Source organism: Microbispora sp. ATCC PTA-5024 (assembly GCF_000511135.2).
Classification (GTDB): Bacteria; Actinomycetota; Actinomycetes; order Streptosporangiales; family Streptosporangiaceae; genus Microbispora; species Microbispora corallina.
In genome coordinates, this window is record NZ_KI866522.1 from 2,143,575 (window position 1) to 2,162,300 (window position 18,726).

The 18,726-nt window shown below is 72.7% G+C and carries 17 protein-coding genes and 1 riboswitch; of the genes, 8 read left to right on the forward strand and 9 right to left on the reverse strand.

Annotation, left to right across the window (positions count from 1 at the left end; genetic code table 11):
* Positions 1–9: 9 nt before the first annotated feature.
* A complete protein-coding gene (locus tag MPTA5024_RS09500) occupies positions 10–777 on the reverse strand; it encodes a metallophosphoesterase family protein (RefSeq protein ID WP_036321646.1) in 768 nt (255 codons plus the stop codon).
* 244 nt (positions 778–1,021) lie between these two features.
* On the opposite strand from MPTA5024_RS09500, the gene MPTA5024_RS09505 reads away from it, so the two are divergent.
* A complete protein-coding gene (locus MPTA5024_RS09505) occupies positions 1,022–2,806 on the forward strand; it encodes an AMP-dependent synthetase/ligase (protein WP_036321648.1) in 1,785 nt (594 codons plus the stop codon).
* A 45-nt stretch (positions 2,807–2,851) separates the two neighbouring features.
* On the opposite strand, the gene MPTA5024_RS09510 is transcribed toward MPTA5024_RS09505, so the two are convergent.
* Positions 2,852–3,577 carry a FadR/GntR family transcriptional regulator gene (locus MPTA5024_RS09510; RefSeq protein WP_232326330.1) on the reverse strand — a complete coding sequence of 242 codons (726 nt, stop codon included), beginning with the start codon at positions 3,575–3,577 and terminating at the stop codon, positions 2,852–2,854.
* A gap of 350 nt (positions 3,578–3,927) precedes the next feature.
* Between MPTA5024_RS09510 and MPTA5024_RS09515 the strand changes: the two genes are divergently transcribed.
* From MPTA5024_RS09515 to MPTA5024_RS09530, 4 genes are all read left to right on the forward strand, one after another.
* On the forward strand, positions 3,928–5,220 hold the full coding sequence (locus MPTA5024_RS09515) for an ABC transporter substrate-binding protein (RefSeq protein ID WP_036321649.1): 1,293 nt from the start codon (positions 3,928–3,930) through the stop codon (positions 5,218–5,220).
* A 155-nt stretch (positions 5,221–5,375) separates the two neighbouring features.
* The gene (locus MPTA5024_RS09520) at positions 5,376–6,323 is read left to right on the forward strand and encodes a carbohydrate ABC transporter permease (protein WP_036321651.1); all 948 of its coding nucleotides are present in this window, start codon (positions 5,376–5,378) and stop codon (positions 6,321–6,323) included.
* Positions 6,320–7,150 carry a carbohydrate ABC transporter permease gene (locus MPTA5024_RS09525; RefSeq protein ID WP_036321653.1) on the forward strand — a complete coding sequence of 277 codons (831 nt, stop codon included), beginning with the start codon at positions 6,320–6,322 and terminating at the stop codon, positions 7,148–7,150. Before MPTA5024_RS09520 ends, MPTA5024_RS09525 begins: the two co-directional genes overlap by 4 nt.
* 36 nt (positions 7,151–7,186) lie before the next feature.
* On the forward strand, positions 7,187–8,527 hold the full coding sequence (locus MPTA5024_RS09530; protein ID WP_051457870.1) for a glycoside hydrolase family 36 protein: 1,341 nt from the start codon (positions 7,187–7,189) through the stop codon (positions 8,525–8,527).
* On the opposite strand, the gene MPTA5024_RS09535 is transcribed toward MPTA5024_RS09530, so the two are convergent.
* The 5 genes from MPTA5024_RS09535 to MPTA5024_RS09555 form a co-directional block, all read right to left on the reverse strand.
* Positions 8,481–9,632, reverse strand: coding sequence for a glycosyltransferase family 4 protein (locus MPTA5024_RS09535; RefSeq protein ID WP_036321655.1), 1,152 nt, complete (start codon positions 9,630–9,632; stop codon positions 8,481–8,483). The two genes, MPTA5024_RS09530 and MPTA5024_RS09535, sit on opposite strands and share 47 nt — an antisense overlap.
* 89 nt (positions 9,633–9,721) lie before the next feature.
* Positions 9,722–10,603, reverse strand: a complete 882-nt coding sequence (locus tag MPTA5024_RS09540; RefSeq protein WP_051457871.1) for a hypothetical protein — start codon at positions 10,601–10,603, stop codon at positions 9,722–9,724.
* A gap of 155 nt (positions 10,604–10,758) precedes the next feature.
* A complete protein-coding gene (locus MPTA5024_RS09545) occupies positions 10,759–11,307 on the reverse strand; it encodes a C40 family peptidase (RefSeq protein WP_232326331.1) in 549 nt (182 codons plus the stop codon).
* A 70-nt stretch (positions 11,308–11,377) separates the two neighbouring features.
* Positions 11,378–11,542: riboswitch (cyclic di-AMP (ydaO/yuaA leader) on the reverse strand.
* 316 nt (positions 11,543–11,858) lie between these two features.
* Positions 11,859–12,821 (reverse strand): C40 family peptidase, encoded by a 963-nt coding sequence (locus MPTA5024_RS09550; protein WP_036321659.1) that lies wholly within the window; start codon positions 12,819–12,821, stop codon positions 11,859–11,861.
* A 136-nt stretch (positions 12,822–12,957) separates the two neighbouring features.
* The gene (locus MPTA5024_RS09555; RefSeq protein WP_036321662.1) at positions 12,958–14,274 is read right to left on the reverse strand and encodes an NYN domain-containing protein; all 1,317 of its coding nucleotides are present in this window, start codon (positions 14,272–14,274) and stop codon (positions 12,958–12,960) included.
* 172 nt (positions 14,275–14,446) lie between these two features.
* Here MPTA5024_RS09555 and MPTA5024_RS09560 point away from each other — a divergent pair, with 172 nt between their 5' ends.
* The gene (locus MPTA5024_RS09560; RefSeq protein WP_036321664.1) at positions 14,447–15,535 is read left to right on the forward strand and encodes a phosphotransferase family protein; all 1,089 of its coding nucleotides are present in this window, start codon (positions 14,447–14,449) and stop codon (positions 15,533–15,535) included.
* Between the two features lie 8 nt (positions 15,536–15,543).
* Here MPTA5024_RS09560 and MPTA5024_RS09565 read toward each other — a convergent pair whose 3' ends face one another.
* A complete protein-coding gene (locus MPTA5024_RS09565) occupies positions 15,544–16,224 on the reverse strand; it encodes a response regulator (protein ID WP_036321669.1) in 681 nt (226 codons plus the stop codon).
* A complete protein-coding gene (locus MPTA5024_RS09570) occupies positions 16,221–17,600 on the reverse strand; it encodes a sensor histidine kinase (protein WP_051457872.1) in 1,380 nt (459 codons plus the stop codon). Before MPTA5024_RS09570 ends, MPTA5024_RS09565 begins: the two co-directional genes overlap by 4 nt.
* A gap of 111 nt (positions 17,601–17,711) precedes the next feature.
* Here MPTA5024_RS09570 and MPTA5024_RS09575 point away from each other — a divergent pair, with 111 nt between their 5' ends.
* Both MPTA5024_RS09575 and MPTA5024_RS09580 read left to right on the forward strand, forming a co-directional pair.
* Positions 17,712–17,969 carry a hypothetical protein gene (locus tag MPTA5024_RS09575; protein ID WP_157099341.1) on the forward strand — a complete coding sequence of 86 codons (258 nt, stop codon included), beginning with the start codon at positions 17,712–17,714 and terminating at the stop codon, positions 17,967–17,969.
* 150 nt (positions 17,970–18,119) lie between these two features.
* Complete coding sequence (locus tag MPTA5024_RS09580; protein WP_036321671.1) at positions 18,120–18,680, forward strand: GNAT family N-acetyltransferase; 561 nt, start codon at positions 18,120–18,122, stop codon at positions 18,678–18,680.
* Positions 18,681–18,726: the final 46 nt, after the last annotated feature.

An 18,726-nucleotide genomic window follows, 5' to 3' on the forward strand; every position in this document is an offset into this window, starting at 1 on the left:
AACCGTACTTCACCATTCCAGGGCGAAAGGCGTGCCGCGGCCGCGGAAATGGCCGACGTTGACGCACTCCGTACGGCCGACGCGCGTCCTGTTCACCAGTGGTTGGTGGACGTGGCCGAACAGGGCGAACCGCGGCTGGGTCCGCCGGATGGCCTCCAGCGTGGCCTCGCTCCCCCGCTCGAAGCGCCGGGCCACCGTGTCGTACAGCAGGTCGGGGATGGCGGGCGGGATGTGGCAGCACAGCACGTCGACCTGGCCGACCGCCTCGACCTTGCGGGCGAACTCCTCGTCGTCGATCTCGTTGGGGGTGCGGTAGCGGGTGCGCAGCCCGCCGCCGACGAAGCCGAACGTGAGGCCGCCGATCTCCACGGTCGCCCCGTCCAGCACCCGCTGGCCCGGTCGCAGATAGTCCTCCCAGTAGCGGGGCACGTCCACGTTGCCGTACGTGAGGTAGGCGGGCGTGGGCATCGCCGCGAAGATCTGCTCGTACTGCCGGCGGACGGCGGCCTCGAGGTGCTCGCGCGGGTCGCCTCCGAGCCCGGCCCACAGCTCGGCCGACATGGCCCGCGCCTCGTCGAACCGCCCGGCGGTGCGCAGTCCGATGAACCGCGTGGCCCGCTCCGCGCCGAACAGCTCGGCGAAGATCCCCTGGGAGTGGTCGGCGTAGTCGACGAAGAGGATGAGGTCGCCGAGGCACACCAGCGCGTCGGCGCCGTCGCCGGCTCGGGCCAGGGCGTCCACCCGGCCGTGGACGTCGCTGACGACGTGGATTCGCATGGCGACATCGTAAGCTCGGCTTGACGGTTGCCAACCAAACGCTTGTGCGAATCCGCGTGTCGGGACGGCCCCGGGAGGGGAGACTGATAGCGTGCGGGATGGCCCGGATAACGCCTGGGTGACGGACCTACCCACGCGTAACATCGCACGGTAGCGTCCGGTGAGACACAAAGAGTGATGCTCCGCAGATGTGGCTCCGGCCCCCTCGTCCCGGAGCCCGACGGGGCTGGGCGAAGGAGTGACCGTGCGCGAGTTCAGCGTTCCCGTGCTGGTGGACGTCCCCCTGTCGGCGAACTGCACCGACGTGGTGTTCCAGCGCGGCGTGGACGAGCCGGCCGCCGTGGTGATCCGCCGCAAGGAGGGCGAGGCCCCCGGCGCCCCCTGGACGCCGGTGACCGCGGCCGAGTTCCGCGACCAGGTGGCGGGGGTCGCCAAGGGGCTCATCGCCGCCGGGGTCGAGCCGGGCGACCGGGTCGCGCTGATGTCGCGCACACGGTACGAGTGGACGGTCGCCGACTACGCCATCTGGGCGGCCGGCGGGGTCGGCGTGCCCATCTACGAGACCTCCTCCGCCGACCAGGTGAAGTGGATCCTGTCCGACAGCGGGGCCAAGGCCGCCGTCGTCGAGCTCGCCTCCCACGAGGACGCGGTCCGCGAGGCGATGCCCGACCTCGGGCTGGTGTGGCGCATCGAGGGCGGGGGGCTCGACGAGCTCACCCGGCTGGGCGCCGAGGTGACCGGCGACACGCTGGCCGAGCGCCGTTCCAGCCGGGGCGGCCGCGACCTCGCCACGATCATCTACACCTCCGGCACGACCGGCATGCCGAAGGGGTGCCGCCTCACCCACGACAACCTGCTGTTCACCGCGCGCAACGTCTCCCGGGGCCCGCTGGAGACGCTCTTCGACGTCGACGGCAGGGCCGCGCTGCTGTTCCTGCCGCTCGCGCACAGCTTCGCCAGGCTCATCCAGATCGTGCTGATCGAGACGGGGACGGTCCTCGCGCACACCCCGAACATGAAGAACGTGGCCCCCGACCTGCAGGCGTTCAAGCCCACGTTCCTGCTCGGCGTGCCGCGGGTCTTCGAGAAGGTGTACAACGCGGCCGAGCAGAAGGCGACGTCCGAGGGCAAGGGCAAGATCTTCCACGCCGCCGTGGACGCGGCGATCGCCTGGAGCAGGGCGGAGAGCACGGGCGGCGCCGGCCTCGGCGTCCGGCTCAAGCACGCGGCGTTCGACAAGCTCGTGTACGGCAAGCTGCGGGCCGCGACCGGGGGCGCGCTGAGCGCCGCCGTCTCGGGCGGCTCGGCCCTGGGCGAGCGGCTCGGCCACTTCTTCCGCGGCGTCGGGATCGAGGTGTTCGAGGGCTGGGGGCTCACCGAGACCAGCGCGCCCTCCACCGTGAACATCCCGGGCGCCAACAAGATCGGCACGGTCGGCAAGCCGTTCCCCGGCGTGGGCGTCCGCATCGCCGACGACGGGGAGGTCCTGGTGCGGGGCCGGCACGTCTTCGACGGCTACTGGAACAACGAGCGCGCCACCAAGGAGGCGATCGATCCCGAGGGCTGGTTCCACACGGGGGACGTCGGGCAGCTCGACGACGACGGCTACCTGCGCATCACCGGCCGCAAGAAGGAGATCCTGGTCACCGCGGGCGGCAAGAACGTCGCGCCGGCGCCCCTGGAGGACGCCATCCGCGCCCACCGCCTGGTCAGCCAGGTGATGGTGGTCGGCGACGACCGGCCGTTCATCGGGGCGCTGGTCACGCTCGACCCCGAGGCACTGGAGCAGTGGAAGCAGGCCAACGGCAAGGCCGAGGTCTCCACGAGCGACCCGGCGATCGTGGCCGAGGTGCAGAGCGCGGTGGACGACGCCAACCGGACGGTCTCCAAGGCCGAGCAGATCAAGAAGTTCCTCATCCTGGAGGGCGACCTCACCGAGGAGAGCGGCCACCTCACGCCGTCGCTGAAGGTGAAGCGCAACATCGTGATGCGCGACTTCGCCAAGCAGATCGACGAGCTGTACGGCTGACGCCACCCCCGCCGGGCCGACCGGCCCGGCGGTCAGGCCCGGCGGTCAGCCGAGGTCGGCCTGGGTGCGCAGCCAGTCCTCGACGGCCGCGACGTGGATCGCGGCCGCCGTGCGCGCGCTCTCGGGGTCGCGCTCGACGAGCGACCGGTAGATGCGGTCGTGCTCGGCGAAGGTGCGCTCGAACACGCCCTCCACCCGGTAGCCGCGCCAGACCCGCGCGCGGAAGGTGCGGCTGGACAGGCCGTCGAGGATCGCGGACAGCACGGGGTTGCCGGCCGCCTCGATGATCAGCCGGTGGAACTCCAGGTCGTGGCTGACGATCTCCTCGGCCGTCCCGCCCTGCTCCATGGCCGTCATCTCGGCGCGCAGGCGGGTCAGGACCTCGTCGTCGATGCGGGCCGCCGCCGTGGCCGTGGCGGCCGGCTCCAGGATCTTCCTGACCTGCACGAGGTGGAGCAGCGTGTCGCCGCGGGAGATCTCGGCCACCACCCCGAACGTGTCGAGGAGGTCGCGCGGCTCCAGCGCGGTGACGTAGACCCCCGCGCCGTGCCGGGACTCCAGCACGCCGAGCACGGTCAGCGCCCGGATGGCCTCCCGCATCGAGCTCCGGGACAGGCCGAGGTCGGCGGCGAACTCCCGCTCGGTCGGCAGCCGCTGGCCCGGCAGCAGCGCCCCGCCGGAGATCATGTCCATGATCCTGCGCATGGCCCGCTCGGTGACCGTGGTGCGGGCGCCGGACGTCCCGCGCTCCTCGGTGATTGGCCGCTTCACTCCGCGCTCTTCCTCGGCTGGGCATGTGGTCCTACCAATTCTGCCATCCCGCCCGCACCGGTCCGGGAATCGCGCCACTCGCACCCACCAGTGGTCGGACCTTCGAGACGGAGGTCGCCAGGGCGCGCCGGACGTCCGCCGAGAGGCCGCCGCCACGTCACACCTCGGTATCGGCCGGGGTGCCGGGGCTCCGCCGTCTTGACATGGTACGGAGCTCGTAGGTAAGCACTGGTCGTACCAATCAGCTACAACAGGCGGGCCTCTCCCGGAAATATCCGCTATTTCGGCGTGGAGTGGTCCGATGAGTAGGGTCGTCGACTCGCTGCGGTACCGGCGAGGAAGGTGGCAGTATGAGAAGGATCCTGGTGCTCGGCACGGCTCTCACGGTCGCCGGCGGCCTGAGCGCCTGCTCGGTCGGCGACCAGACCGGGGGCGGCGGCCAGAGCGGCGGCTCCGGCGCCTCGGGGAGCAAGGAGATCACGTTCCTGGTCTTCGAGACCGACAACCTCACTCCCAAGTTCTGGGACGACAACATCGCGAGGGTCAGCAAGAAGGTCGGGGTGACGGTCAAGAAGATCGTCGCTCCCGGCGACCGCACGGCGTACGCCAAGCAGCTCCTCGCATCGGGCCAGTTCCCCGACGTGCAGATCGGCCTGCAGGACCTGCCCTCGTTCGACAACGGCGGCAACCTCGCCACGTTCAGCGACAGCGAGCTGTCCCAGTTCCTGTGCCCGAAGTGCAGCGCCATCAAGGGCAGGACGGTCCAGCTCCCGGCCAACACGCAGACCTGGCAGGTCTTCTACCGCAAGAGCCTGTTCCAGAAGGCGGGCATCTCCGCGCCGCCGAAGACGTACGCGGAGCTGCTCGCCGACGCGGCCGCGCTGAAGGGCAAGGGAGTCCAGCCGTTCGTGATCGGCGGCAACCCGAGCTGGGGCTCCTCACTGCCCTGGACCGGCACGCTGACCACCGACCTGTACGCGGCCGACCCCGAGTGGATGCACCAGCGCCGCGAGGGGTCGACGAAGTTCGACTCGCCCGAGTTCCTCAAGGCCACCCGGAAGTTCGCGGACCTCGCGGCCAAGGGCTACCTCAACAAGAAGGACCTCGGCCAGAGCTACGACGCCTCGCAGGCCGCCTTCCTGGACGGCAAGGGCGCGATGTACCCGATGGGCAGCTGGTTCGCGGCGGCGAGCGACGCCTCCAAGGTGAAGGACGACATCGGCATCTTCGCCTGGCCGGCGGACGACGGGTCGTTCCACCTCCCCTCGTTCACCGGCGGCGGCCTGTCGGTCAACGCGAAGTCCCCCAACGTCGACCTCGCCAAGAAGTTCGCCCTGGCGTGGCAGACCGACAAGGACTACCTCGACACCTCGGCGGTGGCCGACGCCCTGTTCCCCGCGATCAAGGGCTACACGCTCCCCGCCAAGGACGGCACGGTGTTCAAGGCGGTGTACGACCTGTACCGCGAGGCCGTGGACCAGAAGGCCACCGTCCCCGCCTTCGGGTGGGAGCAGGGCGACGACGGGATGATCGCCGGCATGCCGGACAAGTGGAACCTCACCGCTCAGGACATCATCACCGGCAAGAAGACGCCCGAGCAGGCGGCGGGCTACCTCGACACCGAGTGGGATAAATCATCCTGATCGAAAAGTGCGGTCCGTGAGCGCTCACGGGACTCACGGACCGCCATCCGGGCAGGTCAGCGGACCGGCCCGGAGAACGGCACCCCCACGAGTGATCCGCGCCGGGCCACCGCCCGGCGCGGACCTCACCCCCAAGGCAAGGACTGAAGGAATCCATGGTCTCCGACGTGGCCACCCGGCCTCGTGCGCCCCGGGCCGCCGGCCGGACGCGCCGTCGACGATCCCACGGCGTCTGGCCCCGGGTCTGGCACTTCCTGAGCTTCGGCGCCCCCGGCGTGCTCATCTACGTCTGCTTCGTGCTCGTGCCGATCGCGGTGAGCTTCGGCTACAGCCTCACCAACTACAACCCGTTCAACCCGCCGACCAGGTTCGTCGGCCTGCGCAACTACCAGCTCATGCTGCAGGACGACGCGTTCCTGACCTCGCTGCGCATCACCACGATCCTGACCGCGATCGTGGTGATCGTCCCGAACGTGCTGGGTCTCGGCATCGCCGTGCTGCTCGACCGCAGGGGGTGGCTCTACAACGCCCTGCGCGGGGTCTTCTTCACGCCGATGGTGCTCAGCTCGGTGGTCATCAGCGTGATCTGGACCCGGATGCTGCAGGACGACGGCCCGGTCAACCAGGTGCTGCGCGCCCTCGGCGTGCAGGACCCGCCGGGCTGGCTGTCGGACCCCGACATCGCGCTCTACTCCCTGGCCACCGTGCTGTGCTGGCAGATGCTCGGCTTCTGCGTGGTCATCTACCTCGCCGGCCTGTCCGGCGTGCCGAAGGAGCTGATGGAGGCGGCCGCCATCGACGGCGCCGGCCCGGTCCGCCGGTTCTGGCGGGTCACCTGGCCGCTGCTGGCCCCGGCCCTGACCGTCAACACCGTGGTGCTGCTGATCTCGGCCTTCAAGATCTTCGACCACGTGCAGGTCATGACGCAGGGCGGCCCGGGCACCGGCTCGACCGCCACGATCGCCTTCCTCGCCATCCAGACCGCCTTCGTGGACAACCACCAGGGATACGCCTCGGCCGAGGCCGTCGCGATGCTCGTCGTGATCGCCGTGCTCACCGCGGTCTCGCTCGCGGTGCTGCGCAGAAGGGAGATCGACCAGTGAGGGACACCGCTCCCCCGTGGGCGCGCCCGCTCGCCGCCCTCGCCGTCGGCGCCTTCTTCTTCGTGCCGCTGTACGTCGGCGTGATCAACACGTTCAAGAGCCCCGACCAGATCCGGACGGACCCGATCGGCGCGCCCCACCCGTTCACCCTGCGCAACCTGAGCACGCTGCTGACCCGGCCGGACAACCTCTACTGGGCGAGCGTGACCAACAGCATCCTGGTCACCGGGCTGTCCGTCATGGTGCTGACCGTGCTGTCGGCCACCCTCGGCCACTACCTCGCCCGTTCGCCGAGCCGATGGGGCCGCGGCCTGATGCTGCTGCTCCTGTGCGGGCTCATGATCCCGCCGCAGGTGATCCTCGCGCCGGTGACGTACGTGCTGCGCGCGGTGGGGCTGATGGGCACCCTGCCCGGCCTCGTGCTGTTCAACGTGGGCTACTACGTCCCGTTCGGGGTGTTCGTGTTCACCGGGTTCATGCGGTCGGTGCCGAGGGACCTGGAGGAGGCGGCCGCCATCGACGGCGCCACCCGCGGCCAGATCTTCTGGCGGATCGTGTTCCCGCTGCTGCGGCCGGCCACCGCGAGCGTGCTGATCTTCCTCGGGGTCTGGATCTGGAACGACTTCATCGATCCGCTGATCATCCTCGGGCCGAGCCAGGGCACCACGATCACCACCGGCATCTTCCGCTCGGTCGGGGTCTGGCGGACCGACTACGGAACGATCTTCTCCCTCATGTTCATGGGGACCATCCCGGTCCTCGTCTTCTACCTGTTCCTGCAGAAGCACTTCGTGAAGGGCCTCACCGGCGGCGCCACCAAGGGCTGACCCCTCACCACCACATCCGATCCCCAGGAGGGGTGCATGTACGAACTGATCGAGGTCCTTCGCGTCGACCCGGCCGCGGCTCGCGTGTACGAGCACGGCTGGCAGTCGTGGAGCCCCTCGACCGACCACCCGGCGACGGCCACCGGAGCCCGCCCGGTGCGGCCCGTGACCCAGATCATGAGCTACCGGCCCGGCCGGCCGGGACCCTCGCGCGGCTTCCAGGGCGAGGGCGTGCTCGCGGTCGAGCCCGGCGACGGCACCACCGTGGTCTACGGCTGCGCCGACGGCCTCACCGGCGTGGCGTCGATCCGGGCCGAGCCCGACGGCGACCGCCTCGTCATCAGCGCCGAGGGCCCCGTGACGGCGCGGACCCACCCGGGACCGCTGTACGACGCGCTGTCCGCCTGGGCCGACGGCTTCGCCCTGCGCGCCGGGGCCGGACCCATCAGGCCCGCCCCGACCGCCTGGTGCTCCTGGTACCACTACTTCGAGCACGTGACCGAGGCCGACGTCGACGAGAACCTGCGGGCCGTGGTGGACGCGGCGCTCCCCGTGGACGTGCTGCAGATCGACGACGGCTGGGAGGCCGAGATCGGCGACTGGCTCGACCTGTCGGACCGGTTCGCCTCGCTGGAGGGGCTGGCCAAGCGCATCCGCGACGCGGGGATGCGGCCCGGCATCTGGGTGGCGCCGTTCCTCGCCGGCGCCCGCAGCCGGGTGGTTCGTGAGCACCCCGAGTGGCTCATCGGGGCGGACGGCGGGCACGCCGACGCCGGGCACAACTGGGACCAGGACCTCGCCGGGCTCGACGTCACCCACCCGGGCGCCGCGGCGTACCTGCGGGAGACCTTCGGGACCCTGCGGGCCGCCGGATTCGACTACTTCAAGATCGATTTCCTCTACGCGGGGGCGCTCGACGGACCGCGGCATTCGGGAGCCGGCCCGCTCGAGGCGTACCGCGAGGGGCTGCGCCTGATCAGGCAGACCATCGGGCCGGAGGCGTACCTGCTGGGCTGCGGCGCGCCGATCCTGCCCAGCGTCGGGCTGTTCGACGCGATGCGGGTCTCCGCCGACACCGCCCCGCAGTACGAGCCCTGGTACGGCGACCCGGCGCTGCCCGGCCAGCGGGGCGCGGTCCTGTCCACGGTCGGGCGGGCCTGGCAGCACGGCAGGTTCTGGGTGAACGACCCCGACTGCCTGATCGTGCGTCCCGAGGTCGAGCGGCGCGAGGAGTGGGCCGAGGTCGTCGAGCGGTACGGCGGCCTGCGGGCGTCGTCGGACCGCATCGCGGCGCTCGACGCGTGGGGCCTGGAGACGACCCGCAGGCTCCTCAGCGACGTTCCGCCGCCGGTCCCGTTCCCCGCGCCGGCGAGCTGAGCAGGCCGGCGAAACGGGCCGCGACCCGGTCCCACCGCCACTCCTCCTCGATCCAGGCCCGGCCCCGCTCGCCCATCGCGCGGGCCCGGGCCGGGTCGGCCAGCAGCCCGGCGAGCGCGGCGGCGACGTCGTCCCGGGAGGCGCCGTCGACGACCAGGCCCGTCTCACCGGGCCGTACGGCGTCGGGGGCGCCCCCCGAGGAGCCCGCGACGACCGGCAGCCCGGTGGCCGACGCCTCCAGGTAGACGATCCCGAGCCCCTCCACGTCGATCCCGGCGAGCCTGCTGCGGCACGGCATGGCGAACACGTCGCCCGCGTCGTAGTGGGCCGGGAGGGCGGCCCACGGGACCGACCCGGTGAACACGACCGAGCGCGCGACGCCGTGCCGGGCGGCGGCGCGCTCCAGCGCGCGGCGGGACGGGCCGCCGCCGACCAGCAGCAGGACCGCGTCCGGGACGCGGCGCAGCACCAGCGGCCACGCCCGGATCAGCACGTCCTGCCCCTTGCGCGGCACGAGGCGGGACACGCAGACCGCCACCGGCCGGTCGCCGAGGCCGAGCGAGGCCCGTATGCGCTCCCCGCCCGCCCCGGGGCGGAACGTCGCGGTGTCCACCCCCGGCGCGAGCCTGACCAGCTTCCGCGCGGGGACGACCGGGGCGAGGCGGCGGCGGGTGTACTCACCCAGGTAGGTGACGACGTCCGCGCCCTCGCCGATGCGGCGCAGCAGGCGGCGCGCGCCGGGCAGGCGGGCCCACGACGCCTCGTGGCCGTGCGTGAGCATGACCACTCGTGTCGCACCGGCCCTGCGCAGCGCGGGCGCGAGCAGGCCAAGCGGCGCCGCCGCGCCGAAGACCACGGTCGCGCCGTCCTCGACCAGCCCGGCGGCCGTCCGGGCGACCGACCGCGTCGGGAGCATGAGCGAGGAGTGGTGCCGCACCACCTCGTACGGCTGCCGCGTGTCGAAGTCCTCGCAGCCCCGCCACCTCGGGGCGTACACCACCACCGAGCCGGGCGGGCGGCGCGAGGCGAGCCCGTGCACGAACGCCTGGATGCCTCCGGGGCGGGGCGGGAAGTCGTTCGTGACGATCAGCGTCCTCTTCCCCATGCCCGCCCCTTCGATCCCCTGCGCGCGGCGCCGGCCCTCCGAGTACCCGTGAGGCGCCGCGTCATGACCGGCATTCTCGCAGCACGGCCTCACGGCGGGCCCGGCGCCAGCTCCGCCCGCACGTACGCCCGCCACCGCAGGGTCAGCTCGGGGACCGTGAGGCCGAGCGTGTCGCGCAGGGCCGGGTCGAGCCCCTCCCGGAGGGCGGCCCGGTAGAGGGCGACCAGGGCCGGCTCGCCGAAGCGCTCGGCGACGTACCGGCAGGCAAGCCACGCCCCCTCGTACGCCTCGGGCGGCCGGACCGCGAAGTCGTCCGGTCCGGGCAGCGCGGCGGGCGCCCGTCCGGAGGCGCGGACGGCGGCGGCCAGCTCGGCGGCGACCGCCGCGACCGGCAGTCCGCTGTCCTTGTAGCCCACGTAGTCGGCGAACCCCTCGACCAGCCAGGCCGGCACGCCGGCGTGGACGGCCGCCCCGGTGGCCACATGGGTGAGCTCGTGGGTGAGGACGATCTGACGGCCGGCCCGCGACAGCCGGGCGAAGCCGGACGGCTCCACGATCACACGGTCCGCCCCGGCGAGCGCCGCCAGCCCCTCGACCCGGGCAGGCGCGGCCAGCGCGGCCGCCTCCGCGTCGGTGGCCGGGACCAGGACCACCGCGTCGACCGGCCGCCCCCACACCCGGGCGACCGCGCGGCTCCCCCGGTCGGCCAGCACGGCGAGGCCGGCGACGAGGGCCGCCGGGCGGCCGACGACGACCGCGTGCTCGCCGCGGGCGACCGAGGCGCCGGTCCACATGGCGGGGTGTTCCCGGGCGATCGAACGGGCCAGCGGAAGCAGCCGGTCCGCGGGCGCGGCCGCGGCCGTGAGCCCGGCCAGCGCGACGGCGGCAGTCCCGGCGAGCAGCGCCCGGACCCCGCCCCGCCGCGCACCCGCCCGTACGGGCGGTCGCGGGCGGTGGTCGGGCGGGCGCATGGCGAGCATCGTAGTGAGCCGGCCCGGCGACCCCCGGCCCGGCGACGCCCCGATATGCCATGGCCCCGGCGTGGCGAGCCGGCCCGGCGACGCCCGGACATGCCGCGGCCCCGCCCACCGGAAGGTGGACGGGGCCGGGGCATGGACGCCTGAGGTCAGGCGCCCGGACGGACGGCGCCCGCGAAGGTGCGCCTGCGGTAGGAATCGAGCTTGTCGATCCTGACCCGCGCTCCGGTGTGCGGCGCGTGGATCATCTTGCCGTGCCCGACGTACATGCCCACGTGCCCGCCGCCGCTGCTGAAGATGAGGTCGCCGGGCTTGAAGTGCCCCCAGGAGACCTTCTTCCTCACGGCGCCGCGGATGGACCACGTCGTGCGCGGCAGCCGTACGCCCGCCTTGCGCCAGGCGTACTGGACGAGGCCGGAGCAGTCGAACGCGCGCGGGCCGGTGGCTCCCCACCGGTACGGCGCGCCGATGTGGCTCTCGGCCGCACTCACCGCTCGCCGAGCCTTGGTCCGCTGGAGGGCGGCCCTGCTCAGCTTCACCTTCCTCTTCGAGACGGCCTTCGCGGCCGAGGCCGTCTTCGTCGAGGCCGTTCTGGAGACGGCCGTGGCGGACGTCTCCGTGGCCACCTTGGTGACCGTCACTGTCACCGAGTCCGCCGCCGCCGGCTGGGTGCCGACGGCCCCCATGGACGCCGTCAAGGCGACGCCTCCAAGGGTGATGCGGGCAAGACGGGACAGACTAGCGGGGGTGGTAGACAGGATCTCTCCTCGGTTCTTCCGCTTGCGCCTACCGGGTTAGCTGACGGATTCGGGCGGGGAAGTCGCCCTACGGCGCTGGAACGCGCCGATTCACCCCGTGACCCTCCACACCGGAAGGTCGAGTGGTTCCCCGGCTCCGTGCCTCCTGACTGCACGGACTCGGCAGGTCACCGCGCCCAGGGGCCCCTGCACGGGGTTGTAGGCGTTGGCGGCGGTGACGGATCGATTCGGCGGAGATCAGCTGGACGGCCGATGCCCGCCGTGGCGGCGTTTCGTGCTCGCCGCGGCCCAGAAGCTACCGAGGGGTTCCGGCGTTCGGCAAAGCCCGGACGCCGAATGAAGATCGAAATAACAGAACGGCAAAGAGAAAACCGCAGGATACCCACGTCACATTTACATAAATGTGACTCTGCTCACATTTGCCGAATCAGACCCTGAAAACGGTCACAGGAGTCACTGCCGTACCACTGATATGTGATCTTCCGGCCCGCCTACGGGCGGACGGCACCGATCGGGTGGTACTCGGCGAGTGTGACAATCTTCACAACGTCGCCGGTCTGCGGGGCGTGGACGACCTTCCCGTCCCCCGCGTACATGCCCACGTGGCCGAAGCCCGCGTGGAAGAGGAGATCGCCCGGCTGGAGGTCGTCGAGCGGCACCCGCCGGCTCGCGCCCCACGCCCACTGCTCGTAGCTGGTCCTGGGCAGGCTCACCCCGGCGGCGGCCCAGGACGCCTGGACGAGGCCGGAGCAGTCCCAGGAGCCCGGGCCGGTGCCCCCGTAGCGGTAGGGCTTGCCGACCTGCTTGTAGGCGAACTGCAGGGCCGCGAGCGCGTCGCCGGAGGCGGGCCCCCGGTAGGAGACGCCGGCGCTGTTCGGGTCGCCCACGTTGTACGCGCCCAGCGAGCGCAGCAGCTTGGTCTGCTCGCTGACGAGCCGCTCGACCTTGTCCTTCTGGTCGCGCAGGTCGGTCTTCACCTGGGCGGCCTGGTCGTACAGCGTCTTCTTCCTGTCGCGCTGCTGCTTGAGGCCCTTGATCGCGTCCTCGTACTCCTCGAGCCGCTTGGCCCTCTCCTGGGAGATCTGGTCGAGGGCGGCCAGGCTGCTGAGCATCGACTCCGGGTCGGGGCTGTACAGCACGTTGCCCCACGAGCCCATGTCGCCGACCTGGTAGGTGTTGACCGCCAGGGAGACCAGGCCGCTGCGCAGGGCCTCGACCCGGCTGTTCTGCTTCTTGTAGTCGTCGTTCAGCGCGGCGTACTGCTTCCTGGCCTTCTTCCACTTCTCGTCGGCCGCGTTGTACCGGTCCACGAGCTGGTCGGCCTGGTCGTTCAGCTTCTTCAGCTTCGCCTTCGCCTGCGCGACGGTGGGCTTGGGATCCGCCTGCGCGCCCGTCACCGGCAGCAGCAGAACCACGGCGGCCAGGCCCGCGGCCACCGGTACACGCCCTCGCACTCAGGCCCCCTGGGGAATAGACCTAAACCTGCGGCGCGACTCTATCCAGGCGATCTTGTAGCTTCAACCTATTCGCAGGTATTCGCGGCAATCATCACGTTCGGCGAGCGGAACGTCACGATCCGCCGGTACGGGATCAGCCGCGGCCGAGGCGGCGCAGCAACAGCAGCGACGGAACCGGTCGCGCGCCCATGCGGCGGACCGAGTCGGCGACCTCACGGTCGGAGGACACGACCGCGATGGCGCGGCCGGTCGGCTCGGCCCGCACGAGGGTCCGGATCAGGTCGTCGGCGATCTCGCCGGGGGCGCTGAACATCACCCGGACGCCGCGCGGGGCCGACGCCTGCACCGGTCCGTTCAGCTCGGCGCCGTCGAAGACGCAGGTGACCTCCACCCGTGCCTGGACGGCGAGACCGCCGAGCCCGGTGAGCAGCCGGGCGCGCTGGTCGGCCAGCGTGAGGGTGGGGTAGCCGGTCTTGGTGACGTTGTACCCGTCGATGATCAGATGGAGGTTGGGGATCGCCAGGAGCTGGTCGAGCAACTGGGGGTCGTCGTTGGCGAGGGCCCGCGCTGGCACGGCGGACACGCTCGGCTCCCCCGGCGCGACGGCGGTGACGTAGTCGGCCGGCCTGCTGATCGTCGTGGGCAGGGCGAGCTCCTTGCGCAGCCCGGCCGCGGCGTCCTGCAGCGCGTCCATGAGCACCCGGATGCGGGCGTCCTCGACGCTGCGCCCCTCGCGGGCGGCCCGGCGGCTCGCCTCCAGCTGGCGCTCGGCGTCGGCCAGCCGCTCCTTGAGCCGGCGCAGCTCGGTCTCGGCCGCGCCGTTCGCGCTCGCGGCCCGGGACCTCGCCTCGGCCGTCTCGGTCTCCAGCGCGGCCGCCCGCTCCTCGGCGGCCTTCACCCGCTCGCGCACGTCGTGCAGCTTGCGGCGCAGGTCGGCGTTCTCCGCGCGGGCCGCCCGCAGCTGCTCGCGTACCCGGTCGACCTCCTCCTTCGCGGAGGCGCGCTGGGCCGCGAGCTGCTCGCGCAGCCGCGACTCCGCCTGCTCGCGCTGGGTGTCGACCGACGCCGACCGCTCCAGGTCCGCCCGCGCCTGCTCGACCAGGTCCGGCCAGCCGGGGGGCCGGGTGAGGTAGGCGGCCGCCGCGACCAGCACGGGATCGGCCGCCGGGGGGACCGTGCCCTCCGCGAGGCTCGCCACCAGCTCGGGCCAGGCCGTCTCCAGCGACTCGGCCACCAGCTCACGGAACTTCTTGTCGGTCTCCAGCTGGGCCGCGATCGGCGTACCCCCGAGACGGGCCCGCTTGCGCGGGTCGAACTTGGCGATGCCGCGCAACGGCGGCGGCACCGCGGCCGCCGCCATGGAGCCCAGGACCTGGGCCGCGACCTCCACGACATGTAACCGGACCTGCTCGGGCAACGGACGAGACAGACCCTCTCCGGCTGAACTCATCTCGTCGCTCCTCGTAGGTGTCCTTAATCAAGAGTACGGCTGTCGTACCCGTGTCCGAGTCGGCTCCGCGATCTCCCGCCTTTGCCCTCACATGAATCCCGCATGAACGGAACCTGGACAGCGGATGGCCTGGGATATACGAAAAGTCCGGGGGCTACGCGATGGAGGCGCCATGAGCGGGCTCGACGAGGAGAGCCGGGAGGCCGCCCGGATGCGGACCTCGACCCGGGACACGGCGGAGCTGCGCGGGCGGATCGAGGCCTGGCTGCGGGACAGGGTCGACGCCCGGGCCGCGGTCTCCGGCCTGTCCACCCCGGAGACGAACGGCCTTTCGAGCGAGACGCTGCTGTTCGACGCGTCCTGGGACGGCCGGACGGTCGCCTGCGTCGCCCGGATGGCCCCCTCCGCCGACGCGGTCCCGGTCTTCCCCGACTACGACCTCGGCCGGCAGGTCGAGGTGATGCGGGTGGCCCGCGAGCGGGCGGGCGTCCCCGCGCCCCGCGTGCTCTGGTTCGAGCCCGACCCCGGTCCGCTCGGGACGCCGTTCTTCGTGATGGAGCGCGCGAGCGGGCTCGTGCCGCCGGACGTCATGCCGTACACGTTCGAGGGGTGGCTCCTCGACGCCGCGCCCTCGGACCGGGCGCGGCTGCGGGACCGGACCGTGGAGATCCTCGCGCGGCTGCACAGGGTGGGGCCGGCGCAGGTGCCGTCCGTCGCCGCGGCCGGGTGCGGGCTGCGCCGCCATGTGGACGGGCAGCGGGCCTACTACGAGTGGGCCCACGCCGACCTGCGGATCCCTCTCCTGGAGCGGGCCTTCGCGTGGCTGGAGGACCACTGGCCCGCCGACCCCGGCCCGGACGTGCTCAACTGGGGCGACGCCCGCATCGGCAACGTGATGTACGCCGGCTTCGAGCCGGTCGCCGTGCTCGACTGGGAGATGGCCGCCGTCGCACCTCCCGAGGTCGACCTCGGGTGGATGATCTTCCTGCACCGCTTCTTCCAGGACGTCACCGAGGTCATGGGCCTGCCGGGGCTGCCGGACTTCATGGCCCGCGCCGACGTCTGCCGGGTCTACCGGGAGCTGAGCGGCCACGAGCCCCGCGACATGGACTTCTACGAGACGTACGCGGCCCTGCGGCACGGCGTGATCATGGCGAGGGTGTGGCGGCGGCGCATCCACTTCGGCGAGCAGCCGATGCCCGCCGACCCGGACGACCTCGTGATGCACCGCGCCCGGCTGGAGCAGATGATCTCGGGATAGGACGCGGGTCAGCCGAGGTGCCCGGCGTCGTGGACGAGCAGGGCGATCTGCACGCGATTGTTCAGGCCGAGCTTGGTGAGCATCCGCGACACGTGCGCCTTGACGGTCGCGACGCTCATGTGCAGCTCCCCGGCGATCTCCGCGTTGGATCTGCCCCGGCCGACGGCCACGGCGACCTCGCGCTCGCGCTCGCTCAGCAGGGCCAGCCGCTCCCGGGCGCGGTCGCGCCCGCCGTCGCCGTCCGCGGCGGCGACGTGCGCGATGAGCTGCCGCGTCACCGCGGGCGACAGGATCGGCTCGCCCCGCGCGGCCATGCGGACCGCGGCCACGATCTCGCCCGGTGGCGTGTCCTTGAGCAGGAACCCCGCCGCCCCCGCGCGCAGCGCCCGCAGCACCTGGGCGTCGGCGTGGAACGTGGTCAGCATCACCACCTCGGGCGGCGAGGAGGCGGCGCGCAGCCGCTCGGTCGCGGTCAGGCCGTCGACCCCGGGCATGCGGATGTCCATCAGGACCAGGTCGGGACGGTGCTCGGCGACCAGGGGCGGCACGCGCGACCCGTCGCCCGCCTCGGCGACGATCCGGATGTCCCCGGCCCCGCCGAGAATCATGGCGAGCCCGGCGCGCACGAGCGGGTCGTCGTCCACGACCAGCACGCGGATCTCGCCGTCCGCCCGGGGCACGCCGTTCATGCCGGCCAGGGTAGCCAGGCGCGCAGCCGGAACCCGCCGCCGTCCGCCGGGCCGTGGTCGAGCCGGCCGCCCGCCAGGCTCGCCCGCTCGGCCAGTCCGATCAGCCCGGTGCCGCTGCCCGGCAGCCCGGCCACGGCCGGCACGGCGACGGCCGGCACGGGCACCGCAGCGGAGCGGCCCGGCCCCGGAGACGTACCCCCGGGCGGGCCCGCAGCCCGGGCGACGCCGCCGCCGATCCCGGGAGCCGGGGCCGCCTCACCGCACGAGCCGGCGGTCGCCGTGTGCCTGAACCCCTTGGTGGCCGCCCGGGCGCCCGCCGACACCGGACGAGCGGGCCCGGCGTTCACGACGCCCACGACCAGGCCCTCCCCCGGCCCTCCCGACACCGTCACCCGGACCGCCGATCCCGGCGCGTGCTTGCGGGCATTGGTCAGGCCCTCCTGGATGATCCGGTACGCGTTGCGCCCGAGGCCGCCCGGGGGCTCGGCCGCCGGCGCCGGCATGGCGAGCTCGATCTCCATGCCGGCCCGCCGGCACTCCGCGACGAGCTCGGGCACGTCGGCGAGGGTCGGCTGGGGACGCTCGGGGACCGCCTCCTCCGCGCTCCCGCGCAGCACGCCGATCACCTCACGCAGGTCCTCCAGGGCCTGGTGAGCGCTGGAACGGATGGCTCCGGCCGCCCGGCTGATGTCCTCGGCGGGTGCGTCCGGGCGGAACTCCAGCCCTCCGGCGTACAGGCTGAGCAGCGAGATGCGGTGGGCGAGCACGTCGTGCATCTCCCTGGCGATACGCTCCCGCTCGGCGCCGCGCGCCCGCTCCTCCCGCAGCGCGGCCTCGACCTCCGCCCGCCGCACCCGCTCCCGGAGCGAGAGCACGAGTTGCCGCCTCGCCCGCACGAACAGCCCCCACGCCACCACCAGGGCGTACACCAGCACCGACACCAGCACGCTCGCCCAGAACGACAGGTCCGGGTCGGGGCGCAGCATCGTGTACGGCAGGATCGCCAGCAGGTGGAGCCCCACCACGGGCGCGGCGATCGGGAACCGCCGGTGCACCACGACCGTGAAGACCGCGACCAGGCCCGCGGCCGCCACCAGCATGCTGAACGTCGAGAGCGCGGCCAGCGCGATCGCGAGGCCGACCGGCCACCTGCGCCGCAGCCACAGCGCCGCGCAGGCCAGGCCGCCGAGGACCTGGTCCAGCATCGCCATCGGCGGCGACAGGGCCGGATCGGTCCACACCAGCATCGACAGCAGCAGCGTGACGACCGCCGCCAGCAGGAACAGCAGCGTGTCCACGACCCAGTCGCGCATGGACCGCCGGACCCGGCCACGTTCGGCGAACGGGTCCGCGAGAGGCGGCGGGCGCTCCGTCATGGCTCCCGAGCGTAGATCGCGCGGGGGGCCGCTCGACAGCGACCAAAGTAGACATACTCCTGCACTTCCGGCGGACGCGCCCGGGTGGGACGGGCAGCCAGGCTGATGCCCGTGCGGAAACTGGTCTCGATCGCCGGCGTGCTGCTGGCGATCCAGGGGATTCACGGCCTCGCCGCGCTCGTGCTCACCGGGCACGCGCGGTCGTTCCTGACCCGGCGGGTGCCGGCCTTCGCGGGCGACGAGGTGTTCGTCAGCATCATCGCCCTCGTCCTCGGCGTCGCCCTGGTCGTGGCCGCCGAGGCGGTCGCCGCGGCGGGACGCGAGGCGCCGGAGGACACGCGGGACGACGACGAGAAGGGGCACGGATGACGCACGGAACAGGCGGGCGCCTCCCGGGCGGATACGGAGGACGCTCGGCACGAGGTGGGCGCCTCTCGGTGGGCGCGGGCGACGCGGGCGCCCCCGGTGGGCGGGAATAAGCCTTGGCACCGGGGCGCGGGGCACTCCTAAGCTGGCCGCGTGCTCGCCCCCTCGTACCCCATCACCACGCCCCGGCTGACGCTGCGCGCCTTCACCGAGGACGACCTCGACGACCTGTATGCCTTCCACTCGCTGCCCGAGGTCGCGCGGTACCTCTACTGGGAGGCCCGCACCCGTGAGGAGACCGAGGCGGCGCTGGAGGAGAAGATCGGGCGGGCGGAGATCCGCCGTGACGGCGACGTCCTCTCCGTGGCCGTCGAGCTGCGGGAGACCGGCAGGGTCATCGGGGACCTCACGCTGTTCTGGCGCAGCGAGGAGAACCGGCAGGGCGAGATCGGGTTCGTGTTCAACCCCGCCTGCCACGGCCGCGGCCTGGCCACCGAGGCCGCGCGCGAGCTGCTGCGCCTCGGCTTCGACGGGCTCGGCCTGCACCGCCTGTACGGCCGCTGCGACGCCCGCAACATCCCGTCGTACCGGCTGATGGAGCGGCTGGGCATGCGCAGGGAGGCCCACCTGGTGGAGAACGAGTTCTTCGAGGGCGAGTGGAGCGACGAGCTCGTCTACGCGATCCTCGCCCGCGAGTGGCGGGCCCGGGCCTGACCGGCTCTCGTCCCGGCCGTTCATGTCGTCTCCGGGCTCGCGCGAC